The following is a 1,566-nucleotide window of genomic DNA, read 5'->3' on the forward strand; positions in this document are numbered from 1 at the left end:
CGTCGTCGGCAGCGCCTCGGATGGACAAATGCCGGGCGCGGTCAACGTCGCGCTGGTGCCAACCCCGAAATCACCGACGACGCCGGCAGTGAAACCGGCGCCAACTCCCCAGGCGCAACGAGAGTCGGCAGCGCCAGCACCTGCGAAGGAAACCGTCGAAAAGCCAGACCCGGCACCTGACATTTTGATCGCCGGAACGCCGCGAGACAACCTGCACAGTGCGGCGCAGGCGGATGAGCAGCCGGTGACTTCCGCGATCCAGGACGAAAGCTCCGAGCCTGAACCGGCTTTTTCCGGGCAGCCGCCCGTCCCGACCCCGAGGCCGAGCCCTGCCGACGGTTCGTGCGCTGTAAGCAAGATGGCCGACGCGCGCGGCACGGCGGACGGGCAAGAGATCAAGGCGTCGATCGCCAGCAAGGGCAGGGCCAAGGCAGCGAACGGCGAAGCGGCGAGATCGCGCTACAGTGGCGAGATCGCCAGCAAGCTGGCGAAGGCCAATCGTCTTGTTTCAAAGTCGGCGCAGGCCAAGGCTCTCAACAATGCCACGGTGAGCTTTGTGGTGTTGGCGAATGGCCGCGTCACGGACCTTGAGCTCGCCAAAAGTTCAGGTTCACCCGAACTCGATCAGTTCGCGTTGAACCTGGTGCGCCAGCAGTCACCCTTCCCTCCCATTCCGCCGGAGATCGGAATTTCGAGCTGGCGGTTCAGAGCCCCAATCGGTCCGTTCTGATCGGCTTCGAAACCACCCACCATAGATCGCCAAAGGAATAGCCAATGTACATCGCCATGAACCGCTTCAAGGTCCAGAACGGCTCGGAAGACGCCTTCGAGGATGTCTGGAAGAACCGCGATTCCAGCCTCTCCGACATGAAAGGCTTCAGGGAATTCCACCTGCCGCGCGGTCCGGTCAACGAGAACCAGGGCTACACGCTGTTCGCCTCGCACACGGTTTGGGCCAGCCACGAGGATTTCGTCGCCTGGACGAAGTCGGAAAACTTCCGCGCCGCCCATCGCAACGCCGGCACCTCGAAGGTTCACTATCTCGGTCATCCCCAGTTCGAGGGGTTCTCGGTTGTCGAGGGGGGCGTAGCCGCTGGCGCGCGGTCAATCTCGGTTGACGGTAAGGGTGTGTCGAGATTCAGGTCAGGCCGAGTTCAAAATGGTGGCTTCCGAGAACCGGAGCGGAGCGTACTTGAAGCACGTGAGCACCGGAAGCGCAGGAAGCCGCCATTTGCAGGCCGGCCTCACCTGAATATCAACACACCCTAGGCAGCAGCCAGCAGACTGGCGTTTCCGCCGGCCGCCGTGGTGTCGACGCAGACGGCGCGCTCATGCGCGTAGGCCGCCGGGTTGAGCACCTCGCTGACCAACGGCACGATTGGGCCGGCGCGCTCGGCGATGACCTTGCGCACGACGCGTGCCGCCTCCGGTGTGCCGGAGAAGGCGACGACGTCGACGCGCAGCGCACGCGCCTCGACCGGGTCGGGCCTGCCGTCTATGGCCGCGATCGGCAGGCCCGACCCGGTCGAGGCGCGTGCGCTGCGCGTCGACGTCGTCGCCTTCTCC

General features: G+C 64.7%; 2 protein-coding genes and 1 pseudogene. 2 read left to right on the forward strand and 1 reads right to left on the reverse strand.

Annotated elements, in window-relative coordinates; all coding sequences use genetic code 11:
* Both EN780_RS33860 and EN780_RS33865 read left to right on the forward strand, forming a co-directional pair.
* The coding region (locus EN780_RS33860) for an energy transducer TonB (protein WP_210215073.1) at window positions 1-730 on the forward strand (730 nt) is incomplete at its 5' end.
* A gap of 44 nt (window positions 731-774) precedes the next feature.
* A pseudogene (locus EN780_RS33865) lies at window positions 775-1,083 on the forward strand (antibiotic biosynthesis monooxygenase); the annotation flags it as partial.
* Between the two features lie 182 nt (window positions 1,084-1,265).
* On the opposite strand, the gene EN780_RS33870 reads toward EN780_RS33865, so the two are convergent.
* A partial coding sequence (locus EN780_RS33870; protein WP_133372871.1) for a hypothetical protein occupies window positions 1,266-1,566 on the reverse strand: 301 nt, incomplete at its 5' end.

Origin of the sequence: Mesorhizobium sp. M4B.F.Ca.ET.089.01.1.1, from assembly GCF_004022605.1 — a bacterium.
Lineage (GTDB): Bacteria > Pseudomonadota > Alphaproteobacteria > Rhizobiales > Rhizobiaceae > Mesorhizobium > Mesorhizobium abyssinicae.